Raw genomic sequence first — 17,263 nt, 5'->3', positions numbered from 1 at the left:
AAATGGCTTTTCAAGTACCAGAATATGTTTGTCCAAACTTTTCAGATGAAAAGTTTCAAAACGCACAAGATGTAAAACTAGGTAAAGTTGAAAAAGATGGTGTAGCACCAGATGACTTTTATCTAACAACTTACATGCCAACTTACTACAAAAAAGATGGCGAATGGATCCTACCAGAACACACATCACTAAACTGTGTAGCAGTTGTAGAAGGTGATGATGTAGTTATCAAAGAAATCAGAGATCTTAAAGCAGGCGATCAAGTAGTTTTAAGAGGTAATGATGATGCTGAAAGCGGAATTTATGTAAATGCAGAAGGATTCCCAGAAGAAGTTTACTCAAAAGCAGGCAAATCAGTAGAAACATCATTCTCAAATGACTATGACAAACTATTTGAATTAATGGAACATGAACGTGATAGCGAAGATGGATACATAGTTTGGGTTCTAGGACCAAGTGTAGTATTTGACTATGATACAAGAAATGCTTTAAATAAACTTGCAGAAAATGGATATATTAATTCCCTACTTGCAGGAAATGCTATGTGTACTCACGACCTTGAAGGTGGTTTCCTACAAACAGCTTTAGGACAAAATATTTATACTCAAGTTAACCAACCAATGGGTCACTACAACCACTTAGACTTACTAAACGAAGTAAGAGATGCAGGATCTATCAAAGAATTCATCGCTGGTGGTAATGTAAAAGACGGTATAATCAAAACTCTTTCTGATATGGATGTTCCATTTGTACTATCAGGATCAATCAGAGATGACGGTCCACTTCCAGAAGTACACGGGGATACAGATGATGCATTAAATGCTACAAAAAAAGAACTTGATAAAGCAACAATGGTTATTTGTATAGCAACAATGCTTCACAGCTTATCAGTTGCAAACATAACATCAAGCTACAAAAAAAGAACAGACGGAACAGTTTCTCCAGTTTATATGTACTCAATCGACGTTACAGAAAACGTAGTACACAAAGTTGGTGCAGCTAGAGAATACATGGGATTTGTACCAATGGTAACAAACGTACAAGACTTTGTAGTTAACTGTGAAAAAGCATTAGTTTCTCCAGCTCAAGGAGTACTTTCTGAAGATATGGAAATTCCAGAAACTGAACATGTACAAATAACAGGTAACAAAGCACAAAGCAAGGAGGAATTATAAGATGAAATTTGAAATGCCACAATATCATCATCCTGATTTTGATCAAGAGTTCTTAAAAAATGCCCCAAATGTTAAACTTGAAGAAGTAACACAAGAGGGTATCAGCCCACGTAACTACCACGCATTATCAGTATTCCCAGAATACTTCAAAGTTAATGATAAATGGGTACTTGCTACAGAATCAAGAATGGATACTGTTTGTGTAGTAAATGATACTCCAGGTGAAGAAAGCGTTGATATCGTTGAATTTAGAAACCTAAAAGTAGGAGACAAAGTAGCTATAGGTCGTACAGAAGATGCATCAGAAGGTATCTATGTATGGACACAAGGATTCCTAGCAGAAGGAGCAGAAAAAGATACATTTGCTTTCCGTTCAGGTCGTTCAAGAGAAACAGCTTTCTCAATGGACTATGATAACCTATATGAAGTATTAAAACACGAAAAAGAAAACAACGGCTATGTAACAATGGTAGTTGGTTCTGCAATTGCACTTGATAGAGATGCTAGACTTGCTTTACAAAGATTGATCGAAAACGGATTTATCAATGCAATTTTCTGTGGTACAGAAACAGCAGCATTTGACCTTGAACGTGGACTATACGGTACATCTTGGGGACAAGAACACTTTGAAAAAGAACAAAACTCTACAAGAAATCTATTTGAAACAATAAACTTAGCTCGTAAATACGGTTCTACAAAAGCATTAGTAGAATCAGGCCAAGTTAAAGATGGTTTCATCAAAGCATGTGTTGAAAATGACGTAGACTTTGTAATCGCTGGTACAATCCGTGATAGATTTGGTCTTCCAGAAACAATCAACAACGTTTATGAAGCACAAGATGCTATGAGAGCTCACTCAAGAAAAACATCTACAATCATCATGCTTTCAGCAATTCTATTTACAATTGCTACAGGTAATATGACTCCATCATACAATGAATTTGATGGCGAAATCAGACCAGTTTACATGTACACAGTAGATATCCAAGAATTCGCTGTAAACAAACTTTCTGATAGAGGTACTGTAACTGCTGTATCAATGGTAACAAACACACAAGACTTCATCAGAAACGTAGATAGAGCTTTAAATAACTAATAAAATAAAAAAGGGCAAAAACCCATAGAAACATAATATAAAAGTATTTTGTAAAAATACTTTATAAAAATGATTCTCATAATTAGGCTGATTTTTACACTTTTTTGTAGGATCAGCCTTTTTTACGATAAAAATCACTAAGGAAAAGTCCTTTTCTATTTATGGATAATTATTAGTTTTTAACTAGGGATTATGCAAAAAAAGTTCAATATGATAAAATAAACTTGTAAATAGTCAATTATGCTACATATTTATTTTTAGGATGTGGCTTTATTTATAGAAAGGATTTTTTATGGAAAATACAGTAACAAGCATTAGTGCAGAAAAAAAAGAAAAGCTAAATAGCATTATAAAAGAATTGCTAAATGAAAAAATGGTTTTAGCTTTTTCAGGTGGTGTAGATAGTACTCTTATCTTAAAATTAGCTTCAGAACTTAGAGAAAATCGTGATGATATAGTTGCAATGACTTTCGTAACAGAATTTTCTCCAAAAGATGAGCTTGAAGAATGTGTAAGATTAGCAGAAGAAATGGATGTAGAATTAAAAGTTGCAAATGTAAGTATCATGGACAATGAAAAACTACTAAACAACGTAAACTACAGATGCTACCACTGCAAGGGTGGGCTTTTTGAAAATTGCTTTAATTTAAAAGATGAACTTGGATATGGATTTGTAGTTGATGGTACAAACCTAGATGACTATCAAGTGTTTAGACCAGGTATCAAAGCCCTAAAAGACTTGGGAGCAAGATCTCCACTATATGAAGCAGGTCTCAGCAAAGCAGAAGTACGTGCTTACTCAAAAGAATTAGGCATAGAAACACACAAAAAACCTTCAAAACCATGTATGGCAACAAGATTCCCATACAACACTAGAATTGATATCGACAAATTCCCAATGATTGAAGAAGCAGAAAATTACTTAGAAAGTTTAGGTTTTACCGTAAACAGAGTAAGAATTTACGGAGATAACACAAGAATTGAAGTAGAAAAAGAAAAACTAGGCCAAGTATTTGAACATGCTGATGAAATTGTTAAAAAATTCAAAGATTTAGGATTTAAATACGTAAATATCGACCTAGAAGGATACAGATCTGGTTCTATGGATGAAGTTGTTGATGACAATTTAAAAACAGAAGTAAATCCATGGTTAGCTAATGAACAATAAAGAATTTTTAGAAAAAATAAAAAACAACGAGATATCTATAAATGAAGGTCTAGACTACCTAAAAGATTTTAACTACAAGGATCTAGACTTTGCAAAATTAGATTTTCAAAGAAAAGAACGTCGCGGTTTTGGCGAGACAATTTTTTGCGAGGGTAAGGAAGACTTTGCCCTTGCAGAAATTTATAAATCTTTTAGCCAACGTAAGGAATCAGTAATTGGCACTAGGGCAACTCCTAGTCAATACGAAAGAGTCCTTGAACTTGTACCTGAGGCAAAATATGACCCAACTGGCAGGATTATTTCTCTTGTTTATGAAGAGAGTCCCAAAATAGGAAATATTGCCATTTGTACAGGTGGTACTGCAGATTTAAAAGTAGCAGAGGAAGCTAGAATAACCGCTGAATTTTTTGGTGCAAATGTTACTAAATTTTACGATGTTGGAGTTTCAGGACTACACAGACTCACATCAAAAATTGATGAGATTGCAAAAGCAAATGTAATAATTGCAATTGCTGGCATGGAGGGAGCTCTTCCTACAGTTATAGGAGGCTTGGTAAATAAGCCTATTATTGCGGTACCAACATCTATTGGTTACGGAGCAAATTTCAATGGACTTTCAGCTTTACTTACAATGCTAAATACCTGCGCTGAGGGTGTCAATGTTGTAAATATAGACAATGGATACAGCGCAGCCTATAATGCTTGTCAGATTAATAAATTGATTGAGGAGAAGTAAATGGATTTATATTTTGAAATGAACTCTGGAATAGCTGGAGATATGACAATTGCAGCCCTTTTAGATCTTGGAGCAAGCAAGGAAAAACTAGTGAATGCTATTGAATCCTTAGGGATAGATGGTTATGAATTGGTTTTTGATAGGAAAATAAAAAATAATATAGATGCAAATAATTTTGATGTTATTTTAACAAATCAAGATCACGACCACCATCATGAACAAGTAAAGGATGATCATAATCATTCACATGAGCATAAGGATGAAGATGGTAAAACCTTTACCCACACTCATGATCATGGTCATAGCCACGAGCACACTCATGAACACGTGGATGAAAATGGCAATACTTATACACATTCGCATTCAGAAGATCATCATGGCCACAGACATCTAAAAGAAATTACTGAATTAATCAACAAAGCAGATATTTCCGAAAGAGCAAAAAAAGATGCACTTGGTATCTTTGATATTATTGCAGATGCGGAAGCAAAGGCCCATGGCATTGATAAATCAGCAGTCCATTTTCACGAAGTCGGAGCAGTTGATTCTATAATAGATATCATCGGTACAGCTGTCCTTATAGATGATTTAAATGTTGAAAATATTTATTTCTCAGATCTTAGCGAGGGATATGGATATCAATATTCATCACACGGACAAATGCCAATTCCTGTGCCTGCAGTAATAAACATCCTTGCAGGTTCTGATATAAATCTAAAACTTCTAGATGAAGAAGGTGAACACGTAACTCCAACTGGTGCTGCTATTGTAAGATATTATGACAAAGGCGAAAAAGTTGAAAGTTTTAAGGTAAAAAATGTAGGTCTTGGAGCAGGCAATAAAGATTTTGCAAAATACACCAATATCTTGCGAGTAATGGAAATTGAAACTAGTAAAAAAAAACACTAGAAATACTGGAAACTAATATAGATGATAGTACAGGTGAGGTCTTAGGTTTTATAGTAGATGAATGTATGAGATACGCATTAGATGTATTTTATACACCGATTTTTATGAAAAAAAACCGACCAGCCTATAAACTATCAGTTATTTGTGATTTGGAAAATGAGCAAGTAATTGAAGATATAATTTTTAAACACACCACAAGCATTGGCATTAGAAAAATTCCAATAGAGAGGGATATCCTAGATCGCAAAAAAGAATCACTTACTTATGAGGATAGTGAGTATGATTTTAAAATTGTTAGTCACAATGGTGAAGATTATGTATATCCCGAATTTGAATCAGCTAAGGACCTAGCAATTAAATATGATATGGGTTTAAAATCTGCCTTTGACATATTAAAAAATTTATATGATAAAAAGGAAGAGATATGAAATATTTTAAAACATTATTGCTATCTTTAATTTTAATTTTAGCTGGATGTACAAACAATCAGGAAGCAGATACAAGTAAAAATACAGCAACAGAAACAAAAGTTGAAGAAAATCAAAATAAAAATAAAAAAGAAAAAACTTCTGAAAAAACAAAAGAAGAAGCAAGTAATGATGAAAAAACAGATGGCAAAATAGTCGTAACAGACCTAGATGGCAATGAAATTACTTTAGACAAACCACTTGAAAAAGTAATCATTCAAGGCTCATCATCTGGTGGCCCATTTATGACCATGATGTATTTAGATAAGGATAATTTCTTATCAAAAATTGCAGCTATGGATGATAGTGTAAAAATAGACCGTAATGACTTTTATACACGTTTAGAAAAAGTAATGCCAGAAATCGAAGATGTGCCACGTATTGCAAATTTTATGGATAACGATTTTTCGTATGAAGCTATCCTAAATACAGACGCAGATGGCATAATAGCACCAATTGGATTTAAAACTCAAATTGAAGCAATTCAAGAAAAAATCGACATTCCTGTTTTTTATGTGGACTACCATTCACAAGATTTTGATAAGCACATTGCATCTACAAAACTTATAGCAAAAGTAACTGGCCTTGATAAAAATTTGGATGAGCTTATTGATTTTTACACATCAAAAGTAAGCCCGATTATAGAGAAAAAATTTGATGAGAGCGAAAAACCAAAAGTTTATGTAGAGCATGGTTACGAAGGTGAGAAAGAATACGGCAATTCATATGGATCTAACAAGATGTGGGGCAAGATTGTAGAAGATTGTGGCGGCCACAACATAGGATCAGATGCCTTGGGATCAGATGAAGCGATTCCCCTATCAAGTGAGTTTGTATTATCTGAAGATCCAGAAAAAATTATCTTAACAGGATCCCAATGGCTAGAAAAACCACATTCCATGAAAATGGGCTATGACACAAGTGCGGATCAAGTAAAAGAAAAAATTGATCTTTACAAAACCCGCCCAGCTTGGTCAGATCTTAAAGCTATGAAAAATAAAGAAATTTATGTAATTAGCCAACAACTAGTGCGCGATATGAGTGACTTTTATTCATATGAATTCATAGCAAAAACCCTACATCCAGAGGAATACAAAGATTTAGATCCAGAAAAGGATTTTGAAGAGTTTTACCAAAAATTTATGCCAATTGGCTTAGAAGGAACTTGGTCATATAAATATGAATAGAAATAAAAAAATAATTATTTCTACAATTTTATTAATAATAGCAGCTACAATCGATTTGTTTATAGGTGATAGCAAGATTGCCCTTAGTGATTTATCAAATCTAAGTGAGATTCAAAAAACAATTATATTTGATATCCGCTTACCTGAAGTACTTACTGCAAGTATTGTTGGTTTATCTTTGGGACTTGGTGGGGCAATTATGCAAACAATTTTAAATAATCCCTTAGCAGATCCCTTTACCTTAGGAATTTCATCGGCAGCAGGATTTGGAGCAAGCCTATTTTTACTCTTAGGCTTATCTCTTTCATATGTAGCCTTTGGATCTATAATATTTTCTCTAGTATCCATGTTTTTTGTATTTTACATTTCAAAAAAGAAATCCATGAATACTGAAGATATGATTTTGGCAGGTATAGCTGTAAAATTCTTTTTTGACTCACTAACATCATTACTGCAATATATAGCAACAGATGAAGCCTTGGCTTCCATTGTATTTTGGCTATTTGGAAATGTTACTAAAACTACAACTGTAGAAATTTTGATAATCCTAGCAGTTTTTCTTATTATTGTAATATTTTCACTAAAAGATGCATGGAAACTTACAGCTATGCGTTTTGGCGAAGATCGAGCAAAGGCAATGGGTGTTGATACAAAAATTTTAAAATTAAAAACATTTATTTTAGTGTCTATCCTTGCAGCAGTTTCTGTTTCTTATGTTGGTATTATAGGTTTTATTGGAATCTTGGCCCCACATTTTGCAAGGCGAATGGTGGGAGAAGATCAAAGATACTATCTGATTTTATCAGCAATTATTGGTGGCATACTTTTAGTAATTTCATCTATGGTTACAAAAGTGATTAAAACTGGTGTTGTGGTTTCCATCGGTATTATCTCATCACTTATAGGCTTACCACTTATATTTGTAATGCTTTTTGGAGTCAAAAATGATTGATATAAAAAATCTTACAATAAATTATGACAAAAAAGTTATAGATGATATAAGTTTTGCGATAGAGCCAGGAAAAGTCCATGTTCTTATGGGCCGAAATGGAGCTGGAAAATCCTCAATTCTAAATGCAATTAGTGGTTTGATAAGCTATGATGGAAATATCAGAGCAGATGGTAAAATCTCTTATCTAAATCAAAATGTAAATACAAAAGTTAATTTTACTGTTTTTGAAACAATCATTTTGGGCAAGGTAAAGAGTCTTAATTTTAAGCTTAGTGATGAAGATATTAATGATACTTATGAGATCATGGATCTTTTAAAACTTAGAAAATTTGAAAATAAAAAAATTTCAAAAATGAGCGGGGGAGAAGTTCAAAAAGTGCTTATAGCCCAAGCCTTGATTAGCAAACCAGATATTTTATTATTGGATGAGCCAGTAAGCGCCTTGGATTTGCACAACCAGTATGAAATACTTGCTATAATAAAAAAGCTTACCCAGAAGTTAAACCTAACTACCCTAATTACCCTTCACCAAATGGAACTGATTGAAAGATACGCAGATAATATTATTTTAATAAATAACAATAAAATTTATGAAGTAGGCGATAAATACCAAATATTCACAAAAAAAATGTTTGATGAAGTTTACAACATAGATGCAAACATAAGCAAGGTGGATGATAACTTGTTATTCTTATTTAATATGAATAACAAGCAACAAATTAATGAATTTTAGTTTATAATCCATATATTTTGGATATATAAAATAAAAGGAGGAAATATGACTGAAAAAAAACAAACTCGCGATAAAAGTAAACTCGCCAAACTGGGATTACTTATTACAGCCATTCTTTGGGGAAGCTCACTAACAGTAGTAAAGGGTGCAGCAGATACCTTTAACCCAAACTTTATTCTTATGGTTAGATTTGCTTTATCTGCAATAATACTAGCAATTATTTTTAACAAAAAAGTTAGATCAGCGACAAAAGATGACATAAAATCTGGATTAATAGTAGGATTTTTCTTATTTATTGCATATTCGTCACAAACACTCGGTGTTACATACGCAGATCCAGGTAGAAGTGCATTCCTTTCCGCTTCATATTGTGTAATTGTACCATTCTTATCATGGGCAGTTACAAGACATAGACCTGATAAATATAATATTTGGGCGGCAATTATTGCCATTATTGGTATTTATTTAATTTCAAAATCAGGTGTTGAAAAAGGAACCTCAATATTTAATGCAAGCAAAGAGATGCTATTAGGTGATGGTCTTGCCTTACTAAGTGGTTTTTTATTTGCAGCACACATTGTAGCAGTAAACCAATTTACAAAAGGAAAAGACCCAATCCTTATGACTATCTTCCAATTTGCTTCAGCAGCGGTTTTAGCGGCAATCGTAACATTAATATTTGAAGATAACTCAAATATGGTAGTAAATTCATCAAGACCAATCTTTGAATTACTTTACCTAGCTATATTCTGTACAACAGTAGCTCTATTACTACAAAATATTGGACAAAAATACACAGACGAATCCTCAGCAGCAATTATTCTAGGATTTGAGTCAGTATTTGGTATTCTAATCCCAGTTTTACTAGGAATAGAAAGCCTAACACCACTTTCAATAGCAGGATTTGTACTAATGTTTGTGGCAATAATGATTTCAGAAACAAAACTATCATTCTTGCACAAAGACAAAGCTCAAACAGCAGCATAAAATTAGCCCCAAAATCTTTTTCAGATTTTGGGGTTATTTTTATATCTAAAATTCATTGACAATATTTATCAAAGATGTTATTATATAGTTGATTAAAACGTTTTAATGGTGATGAAATGACAAATATAAAAGATGTTGCAAAATTAGCGGGTGTATCAATTACAACTGTGTCAATGGTTTTGAATAATACTGAAAATAAAATATCTGAACCCACTAGAAAAAAAGTTTTGGAAGCTGCCCAAAGATTAAATTATAATGCAAATAGCTATGCTAAGGCTCTTGCTAGCAAAAAAAGCAATATAATCATGGCTGTTGTTCCAGATCTTTCTAATCCGTTTTTTTCTGAACTAGTAAAAGAACTAAGCCAATTTGCTGAAAAGTCTTCATATTTTTTGTATATACACAATACAAACAACAAGAAAATTAAAAGGGAAGAATTTTTAAGTTTGCTGACCAATAACTTTTTTGCAGCAAGCTTAGTGGTGGATAGAAATGTAAATACTTTAGATGAAAAAAATATAGAAAATCACAAAATTATTTTTCTTGATGAGGTAGATTTTAACAATAAAAATACCCAAATTGTTACAGGAAATAATGAAATGGGTGGATATATTGGCATGGAGTATTTGATTAAACGTGGATTTAGAAATATAGGAATTTTAATAGGACCAAGGTCAACTGCAAATTCATCTAGGAGACTTTCCGGTGCCATAAAAGCAGCTATGAACTATGATATTTATATTGATCAAAAAAATATTATCCATGGTGATTATTCTTACGAAGAAGGCTATAAGGCTGCAAAACTTTTTGCTAAAAGAAATGTAGATGCTATTTTTTCTTTTGCAGATATGTCATCTTATGGTCTTTTAAATTATTTTGCTGAATCAAATATTAAAATTCCGGAAGATATTTCTGTAATAAGCTATGATAACTTATTTTTAAATAAAATAGTCACACCTAAACTGACATCCATTGACCAAAACTTAAGACAAATAGCTGAAAAATCTATCGAGGTGGCAGATCAGTTGATTAAAAATAATAAAAGTCCTGAAAAAATATTGATCGAACCACGAATTATTGAAGCGGAAAGTGTAGGTTTTAAAAAATGAAAATAATTAATTTTGGATCACTAAATATAGATATCTTCTTTAGAGTAAATCATATCGTAAGACCTGGTGAAACAATAAGTGCTCAAAGCATAGAAAAAAGAGCTGGTGGAAAGGGTCTTAATCAATCAGTGGCTTTGGCAAAAGTTTTTGATAAGGTCTACCACGCAGGTAGTATTGGTATGGATGGAGCTTTTTTAAAAGATTACTTAACTGGAGAAGGGATTGATACCAGATTTATAAGAGAATCGGATATACCAACAGGAAATGCAAATATCCAAGTAGATGATAAGGGAGAAAACTCAATTGTTTTATACAAGGGTGCAAATTTTGATAATGATAAAGAATATATCGATGAAGTTTTGTCAAATTTTGATAAAAACGATATTCTTATTTTACAAAACGAAATAAACAATATGGATTATATAATTGAAAAGGGTTTTGAAAAAGAAATGAAGTTAGTTTTAAATCCTTCTCCAATCACCGATGAAATTAAGAATTTTGATTTTAATAAGATCGATTTACTTTTGGTAAACGAAACTGAGGCTAAAGAAATTTCTAAATGTGATGATATAGAAAAGTGCATTGACTACTTTAGAGAAAATTATCCAAATTTAAAGATTGTTATAACTTTAGGTGAGCGCGGATCAATTTTTGTAAGCAAGGATAGTAAAGTTTGTCAAAACGCCTATAAGGTAGAGGCTGTGGATAGCACAGGAGCAGGTGATACATTTACTGGATTTTTTGTAGCAGAATTTTATCAAAACAATGATATTAAAAAATGCTTAGAATTTGCAACTAAAGCTTCTGCATTATCAGTAACTAAACAGGGTGCTAGCATTTCTATACCAACTATGAAAGAAGTAGAAAAGTTTAATGGAGATATATTATGAAAGAGAAAGGCATATTAAATAGTGAAATTTCAAAAAAATTATCAGATTTGGGCCATACTGATTTAATTGCTATTGGCGATTGTGGTTTACCAATAGCTTCAGAGAAAAAAATTGATATAGCCTTAAAACTTGGTCAACCAAAGTTTATTGATGTCCTAGAGGTCTTACTAGAAGATTTTGGATGCGAGCATTATATATTAGCAAGCGAAATAAAGGAAAAAAATCCAGATCAAGAAATCGCTATAAAAAATCTTTTGAATGGTGTAAGCAGCGAATACATATCTCATGAAGATTTTAAGAAAAGGCTAGACCAAGTAAAATTTGTAATAAGAACTGGAGAAAATACCCCATATTCTAATATAATCTTGCAGTCAAAAAACATTTTTTAGGAGTGATTATGAATATTGAAATGAAAGATATCTACAAGTCATTTGGGAAAAATGAAGTATTAAAAGGTGTAGATTTTAATCTTGGCCAGGGAGAAATTCACGCTTTGGTGGGTGAAAATGGGGCTGGAAAATCCACTTTAATGAATATTTTATCCGGAGTTTTAAATAAAGATTCTGGGAAAATTTTGATCGACGGCAAGGAAGTAGATATAGCTAATACAAATATTGCCAAAGAATATGGTATAAGTTTTATCCACCAAGAACTAAGCGATTGGCCAGAACTAAGTGTTATGGACAATATTTTTATGAATAATGAAATCAACAATGGCTGGTTTTTAGATAGAAAATTCATGCGTCAAAAATGTATGGATTTATTAAAAAGATTTGATTTAAATATTGATCCAGACACTAAGCTAGCAAAATTATCAGTTGGTCAAAGGCAAATGATAGAGATAGCCAAGGCTAATTTGAATAAGATAAATGTTTTGATTTTGGATGAGCCAACAAGTGCCTTGACTAATAATGAAATTGATAAATTGTTTTTACTTATTAAAAAATTAAAAACTGAAAATGTATCTATGATTTATATCTCCCACCGTATGGAGGAAATATTTTCCCTAACAGACAAGATTACAGTCATGCGTGATGGAAAGTCTGTTGCTGTGATAAATACTAGTCAAACTAACGAAAAAGAAGTGGTTTCTCATATGGTTGGTAGGGACATAGGAGATTTTTACCCAGAAATGGATGCTAAAGTTTCAGATGTTAAAATAGAGCTTAAAAACTTTTCAAAGGCTGATTTTTTTGAAAATATAAATATAAGTGCAAAAAAAGGTGAAGTTCTGGGCATATCTGGGCTTATGGGAGCAGGTAGATCAGAAATAATGCGCTCTCTTTTTGGATTAGATCCCAAAGATAGTGGGGAAATTTACATAGATGGCAAAAGGGTTGAAATTACAAAACCAATTGATGCCATTAACAATAAAATCGGATTTGTAACTGAAAATAGACAAGAAGAGGGCCTAGTCCTTGATGAATCCATCAGAGAAAATATTTCCTTACTAAATTTTAACAAATTTACAGAAAGAACATTTATAGACAAGAAAAAAGAAAAAGACTTATCAAACTCTCTGATCGATTCTTTTAGGGTCAAAAGCACATCTGCAGAAAATAAAGTTCGTGATTTATCAGGCGGAAATCAGCAAAAAGTTGTTTTTGCAAAATGGTATGCAATAGATCCAGAAATTTTAATCCTAGATGAACCTACAAAGGGTGTAGATGTTGGTGCAAAAAGAGAAATTTACGATTTAATAAAGCAATTGACCTACAAGGAAGTATGTATAATTTTAATTTCAAGCGATCTTCCTGAATTACTTTCTCTTTCAGACCGCATATATGTAATTCATGAAGGAAAAGTAAATGGAGAGCTATTAAGAGAAGAAGCTGACCAAGAAAAAGTAATGACTCTTGCCACTGGAGGAAAACTATGAGTAACTTTAAAACAAAAATAAAAGAAAACCAGAATCTGGGCACAATTCTTGCCCTAATTATCCTAATGGTTTTTGTAAGTATCCTAAATCCCGCATTTTTGCATGCAAATAACCTAATGAATCTGATGAGGCAATTAATTATAAACGGATTTATTGCCCTAGGAATGACTTTTGTAATCCTAACCGGAGGTATTGACCTATCAGTAGGTTCTACTTTAGCAGTGACATCTGCAATTTTTGCAGGTCTATTGCAAAATGGTATGAATACAATCCTTGCAATTTTAATTGCCCTAGGTCTTGGACTAATTTTGGGCTTGATAAATGGATTTTTAATTACCAAGGGCAAACTAGCGCCATTTATTGTAACCCTAGCTACAATGACTATTTTTAGAGGTTTGACCCTAGTTTATACGGATGGGAGACCTATAGCTGGACCAAAAGATAATTTTGCTTTCAAGTTTTTAGGAAAGGGCCAATTTTTAGGTATTCCTTTCCAAGTAATCTTATTTGCCCTTGCATTTTTGATTTTATGGACTATTTTAAATAAAACAGCTCTGGGGCGCAAAATATATGCTGTTGGGGGCAATGAAAAAGCAAGCTTTATTTCAGGGATTAATATAGATAAGGTAAAAATCAGTGTCTATGTAATTTCATCACTTATGGCTGTATTGTCAGGTTTGGTTTTAACTTCTAGATTAAATTCTGCTCAACCAACAGCTGGATCTGCCTACGAAATGGATGCTATCGCTGCAGTTGTACTTGGAGGGACAAGTATGACAGGAGGTAGCGGATCGCTTACTGGAACCCTAATCGGTATTTTGATTTTAGGTGTACTTAATAATGGTCTTAATTTATTGGGAGTATCAAGTTTTTATCAGCAAATCGTAAAGGGGATTGTAATTTTAATTGCAGTTCTAATTGACCGCAAAAGAAACAAATAGGAGAGTTTTATGAAAACAATTAAAAAATATTTATCACTAGCACTTGTTGCATTATTTGCATTTACTGCTTGTAGTCTAGAGGGAGAAAACAACAGTAAAGAAACAGAAAATAAAACACAAACAAGCGAAACAGCAGAGAATACAAAAACAGAAGGAAAAATGAAAGTGGGAGTTTCCCTTTCAACACTTAACAACCCATTTTTCGTATCAATTAGAGAGGGTATAGAAGAAGGTGCGGGGGAAGATGTAGAAACAATCATTTCCGATGCACAAAACGATTCTTCAACACAAAGTAACCAAGTAGAAGATTTAATAACTCAGGGTGTTGATTTAATAATAATAAATCCAGTAGACTCAACAGCAATTGCACCATCAGTAGAAAAAGCAAATGAAGCAAATATTCCGGTTATTTGTGTCGACAGAGGAACAGATTCAGGAGAAATCGTAAGCTTTATTGCAAGCAACAACATTGAAGGTGGTAAGATGGCAGGAGAATTTATCCTAGAAAAAGTTGGAGAAAATGCAGAAGTTATCCAATTAGAAGGAATACCTGGAGCAAGCTCAACTCGTGAAAGAGGAGAAGGATTTAAAGAAGCGACAGATGGTAAAATTAATCTTGTTGCAAGCCAAACAGCTAACTTTGATAGGGCAGAAGGACTAACAGTTATGGAAAACTTATTACAAGCTCATCCAGATGTAAAAGCAGTATTTTGTCAAAATGATGAAATGGCACTAGGAGCTAGTGAGGCTATAAAAACAAGTGGAAAAGATATTGTAATAGTTGGTTTTGACGGAAATGAAGATGCAATAAATGCAGTAAAAGATGGAACACTTTCAGCAACAGTTGCCCAACAACCAAAAGAAATGGGTAAACTAGCTATAAAAACAGCTATGAACCATCTAAAAGGTGAAGCAATAGAAGAACAAGTAGATTCACCACTTGAACTAATTAAATAATTTAAAAGCAAAATCCCAATAAATTCCATAAAAAAGTTGCAGAGATCTTTCTGCAACTTTTCTTTTTATTCTTCAATAAGTTCTTGAACAAAGTCTACTTTCTCTCCATCTACAACCCTAGATGGGATTCCGATTCTAGATTCTTCTCTTACGTCTTTGTAACCATCTAGATTATCACGGTATTTTAACAATCTTTTTAGATTTGGCAAGCTTTCAGAAATATTAATTATTTCTATACCATCATATTTTTCTGGATTTGCTTCATAGTCTTTAAAAACTCTTTGGCAATGTGGGCATTTGTCGCTTACAAAAATTTCTGTTTTACTCACTATCTCCTCCTATAAGTTACATAAGAAAACTCAATTCCGTTTTCCTCATATATTTGAGATTCTTTTATAATCTCAAAATCTGGATCTTGGTCAAAATTGTGCAGATAGGTATCAGCATCTTTTTTTGCCTTTATTTTTGTAATGATAGCTTGATTGCAATAAGGCAAGAAAATTTCTACAATCTTTGCTCCGCCTATTACAAAAACTTCTTTTTTACTATCCTTTATATAATTTAAGACTTGATCTGGATTTTGAAAAATTTTTGCATTTTCTGCCTTAAAATCCGGATTTTTTGATAAAATAATATTTTCCCTATCTGGTAAAGATTGACCCATTGATTCATAAGTATTTCTACCCATTATTACGATATTTTTAGTGGTTATATCCTTAAAATGTTTTAAATCTTTTTTGATATGAAAAAGCATTTCATTATCTTTGCCAATGCCCCAATTTTCATCTACTGCTAAAATAATTTTCATATTTTCACCTCGTCTACTTATAATACCCATAAGAACCGGGTAAAATACTAGAAAAGGAGTGCAAATGTTTTATAAAGCAAATTATATTATTTTAGAAGATAAAGTTTTAGAAAATTATTATATGGAAGTAGAAAATGGCAAAATCAAGTCATTTTCGAAAGAAGAACCAGAAGAATTTGAGGACCTGGGAGAAATTATTGCTCCAGGTTTGGTAGACACCCACATCCATGGCTATCACGGAGAAGATATCATGAATGCCAAAAAAGGTGCTTTGGAAGTGATTTCCAAGGGGATTTTAGAAATGGGAGTAACAAGCTTTTTACCAACTACACTTACAGATTCGACAGAAAAGTTAAATGAAGCCTGTAGAGTAGTAGGTGAAGAGTATAAAGATGTTAGCGGTGCAAAGGTGCGAGGAATCTTTTTAGAAGGCCCATTTTTCACAGAAAAATATAAGGGCGCACAAAATGAAAAATATATGTCAGATCCAGACATTGATAAACTTAGAAAATGGAAAGAATTATCAGATGGATTAGTAAATAAAATTGCAATTGCCCCAGAGCGAGAAGGAGTAGCGGATTTTATTCACAAGGCAAATGCAATGGGAGTTGCAGTAGCCCTTGGCCATTCAGACGCAAGTTATGAAGATGCAATGAGTGCAGTAAATGAAGGAGCAAATATTTTTGTCCATACCTATAACGGCATGAGCGGACTTCACCACAGAAATCCGGGCATGGTAGGTGCAGCAATGAATTCAAATGCCATTAGCGAATTAATTTGCGATGGTCATCACGTAAACCCAGCCAGTGCAAATATTTTGATGAACGCAAAAGGTAGAGATAAAATTGCATTAATCACAGACTGCATGTCAGCAGGAGGTATGGCAGATGGCGATTACAAACTAGGAGAATTTGACGTAATTGTTGAAAATGGTACCGCAAGACTAAAAGAAGGCGGCAACCTAGCAGGCTCAATTCTAAAACTAAAAGATGCAGTAAAAAATGTAGTAGACTGGCAAATAGCAGATGTTTTTGAAGCAATCCAAATGGCCAGCCTAATCCCAGCAAAATCTGTAGGCATAGATAATGTGTGCGGGAAATTGAAAGTGGGTTATGATGCTGATTTTATAGTTTTAGATGATGATTTGGATTTAAAAGCTACTTTCATAGATGGAGAAAAATTATTTGGATAAGAATAAAAAGCTGTTATAAAAATGAGCTGAACCCCAAAATCCGGAATATGGATTGAGGGGTTTTTTTCATGCCAAAA

19 protein-coding genes are annotated in these 17,263 nt (G+C 32.9%); 17 read left to right on the top strand and 2 right to left on the bottom strand.

Translation table 11 applies throughout. From position 1 onward, the window contains the following. Positions 1-2 precede the first annotated feature (2 nt). The 16 genes from JNO63_RS06505 (at position 3) to JNO63_RS06430 (ending at position 15,186) form a co-directional block, all read left to right on the top strand. A complete protein-coding gene (locus JNO63_RS06505) occupies positions 3-1,175 on the top strand; it encodes an ornithine cyclodeaminase family domain (RefSeq protein ID WP_203127691.1) in 1,173 nt (390 codons plus the stop codon). 1 nt (position 1,176) lies between these two features. After that, on the top strand, positions 1,177-2,271 hold the full coding sequence (locus JNO63_RS06500; protein WP_203127690.1) for an ornithine cyclodeaminase family domain: 1,095 nt from the start codon (positions 1,177-1,179) through the stop codon (positions 2,269-2,271). Between the two features lie 292 nt (positions 2,272-2,563). Continuing rightward, complete coding sequence (gene larE / locus JNO63_RS06495) at positions 2,564-3,439, top strand: ATP-dependent sacrificial sulfur transferase LarE (protein ID WP_203127689.1); 876 nt, start codon at positions 2,564-2,566, stop codon at positions 3,437-3,439. Beyond that, complete coding sequence (gene larB / locus JNO63_RS06490; RefSeq protein ID WP_203127688.1) at positions 3,429-4,175, top strand: nickel pincer cofactor biosynthesis protein LarB; 747 nt, start codon at positions 3,429-3,431, stop codon at positions 4,173-4,175. Before larE ends, larB begins: the two co-directional genes overlap by 11 nt. Beyond that, complete coding sequence (locus JNO63_RS08715; RefSeq protein WP_203127687.1) at positions 4,176-5,084, top strand: LarC family nickel insertion protein; 909 nt, start codon at positions 4,176-4,178, stop codon at positions 5,082-5,084. Between the two features lie 2 nt (positions 5,085-5,086). Beyond that, on the top strand, positions 5,087-5,512 hold the full coding sequence (gene larC, locus JNO63_RS08710; RefSeq protein WP_338014984.1) for a nickel insertion protein: 426 nt from the start codon (positions 5,087-5,089) through the stop codon (positions 5,510-5,512). Continuing rightward, positions 5,509-6,738 carry an ABC transporter substrate-binding protein gene (locus tag JNO63_RS06475; RefSeq protein WP_203127686.1) on the top strand — a complete coding sequence of 410 codons (1,230 nt, stop codon included), beginning with the start codon at positions 5,509-5,511 and terminating at the stop codon, positions 6,736-6,738. The genes larC and JNO63_RS06475 overlap by 4 nt, the downstream gene beginning before the upstream one ends. Continuing rightward, a complete protein-coding gene (locus tag JNO63_RS06470; RefSeq protein ID WP_203127685.1) occupies positions 6,731-7,690 on the top strand; it encodes a FecCD family ABC transporter permease in 960 nt (319 codons plus the stop codon). Before JNO63_RS06475 ends, JNO63_RS06470 begins: the two co-directional genes overlap by 8 nt. Further along, complete coding sequence (locus JNO63_RS06465) at positions 7,683-8,423, top strand: ABC transporter ATP-binding protein (protein WP_203127684.1); 741 nt, start codon at positions 7,683-7,685, stop codon at positions 8,421-8,423. Before JNO63_RS06470 ends, JNO63_RS06465 begins: the two co-directional genes overlap by 8 nt. A gap of 45 nt (positions 8,424-8,468) precedes the next feature. Continuing rightward, positions 8,469-9,410, top strand: a complete 942-nt coding sequence (locus JNO63_RS06460; protein ID WP_203127683.1) for a DMT family transporter — start codon at positions 8,469-8,471, stop codon at positions 9,408-9,410. A gap of 116 nt (positions 9,411-9,526) precedes the next feature. Beyond that, complete coding sequence (locus tag JNO63_RS06455) at positions 9,527-10,519, top strand: LacI family DNA-binding transcriptional regulator (RefSeq protein WP_203127682.1); 993 nt, start codon at positions 9,527-9,529, stop codon at positions 10,517-10,519. After that, positions 10,516-11,409, top strand: a complete 894-nt coding sequence (locus JNO63_RS06450; protein ID WP_203127681.1) for a ribokinase — start codon at positions 10,516-10,518, stop codon at positions 11,407-11,409. Before JNO63_RS06455 ends, JNO63_RS06450 begins: the two co-directional genes overlap by 4 nt. After that, positions 11,406-11,798, top strand: coding sequence for a D-ribose pyranase (gene rbsD / locus JNO63_RS06445; RefSeq protein WP_203127680.1), 393 nt, complete (start codon positions 11,406-11,408; stop codon positions 11,796-11,798). The genes JNO63_RS06450 and rbsD overlap by 4 nt, the downstream gene beginning before the upstream one ends. Positions 11,799-11,806: 8 nt before the next feature. Then, a complete protein-coding gene (locus JNO63_RS06440) occupies positions 11,807-13,288 on the top strand; it encodes a sugar ABC transporter ATP-binding protein (RefSeq protein ID WP_203127679.1) in 1,482 nt (493 codons plus the stop codon). Continuing rightward, entirely contained in the window at positions 13,285-14,229 is a 945-nt protein-coding gene (locus JNO63_RS06435) for an ABC transporter permease (protein ID WP_203127678.1), read from the top strand. Before JNO63_RS06440 ends, JNO63_RS06435 begins: the two co-directional genes overlap by 4 nt. Before the next feature lie 9 nt (positions 14,230-14,238). Then, a complete protein-coding gene (locus tag JNO63_RS06430; RefSeq protein ID WP_203127677.1) occupies positions 14,239-15,186 on the top strand; it encodes a D-ribose ABC transporter substrate-binding protein in 948 nt (315 codons plus the stop codon). 65 nt (positions 15,187-15,251) lie between these two features. Here the strand turns inward: JNO63_RS06430 and JNO63_RS06425 are convergent, their stop codons facing one another. Together JNO63_RS06425 and JNO63_RS06420 are read right to left on the bottom strand one after the other, a co-directional pair. After that, entirely contained in the window at positions 15,252-15,515 is a 264-nt protein-coding gene (locus JNO63_RS06425; protein ID WP_203127676.1) for a hypothetical protein, read from the bottom strand. Further along, on the bottom strand, positions 15,515-15,994 hold the full coding sequence (locus JNO63_RS06420) for a dihydrofolate reductase (RefSeq protein ID WP_203127675.1): 480 nt from the start codon (positions 15,992-15,994) through the stop codon (positions 15,515-15,517). The genes JNO63_RS06425 and JNO63_RS06420 overlap by 1 nt, the downstream gene beginning before the upstream one ends. 64 nt (positions 15,995-16,058) lie before the next feature. Here JNO63_RS06420 and nagA point away from each other — a divergent pair, with 64 nt between their 5' ends. Further along, positions 16,059-17,186, top strand: a complete 1,128-nt coding sequence (nagA, locus tag JNO63_RS06415; protein ID WP_203127674.1) for an N-acetylglucosamine-6-phosphate deacetylase — start codon at positions 16,059-16,061, stop codon at positions 17,184-17,186. The last annotated feature ends 77 nt before the right edge of the window (positions 17,187-17,263 follow it).

It is taken from the genome of Anaerococcus sp. mt242 (assembly GCF_016798225.1).
Classification (GTDB): Bacteria; Bacillota; Clostridia; order Tissierellales; family Peptoniphilaceae; genus Anaerococcus.
The sequence above is the reverse complement of the archived record's forward strand: the minus strand, read 5'-3'. Positions and strand labels throughout refer to the sequence as shown.